We start from the raw sequence: 306 nt of genomic DNA, 5'->3' as shown, positions 1-306 counted from the left end.
CATTGTTTGCTGTCGTCGTCGAACCATCTGTCTTCGTCGTCACATAGCTTGGTGCACTAATCGTACCCGTACTACTGTCATAGGTTGATCCACCACCTAAGTTAGATGCTGAACTATTACCCAAAGCATCAGTCTTGCTGATTGATGCTTTAGTTGCTGCATCCATCTGACCTTTATTCACAGCATCTGTCGCTGCTGTCGCATCCGCTACATTTTCAACTTTGTTGCCATTCGCATCTAAACCATTGGCTGTCACTTTGCCTGCAAATACTGGTGCATCCGCCAATTGAATATCTAGCGTATCGC

At 45.8% G+C, this 306-nt stretch carries 1 pseudogene; it reads right to left on the bottom strand.

The annotated features are described in order from the left end of the window. Nucleotides 1–306 (bottom strand): annotated as a pseudogene (locus M2R48_RS21440) (hypothetical protein); the annotation flags it as partial.

Source organism: Acinetobacter sp. I-MWF, assembly GCF_025433935.1.
Lineage (GTDB): Bacteria > Pseudomonadota > Gammaproteobacteria > Pseudomonadales > Moraxellaceae > Acinetobacter > Acinetobacter guillouiae.
The sequence above is the reverse complement of the archived record's forward strand: the minus strand, read 5'-3'. Positions and strand labels throughout refer to the sequence as shown.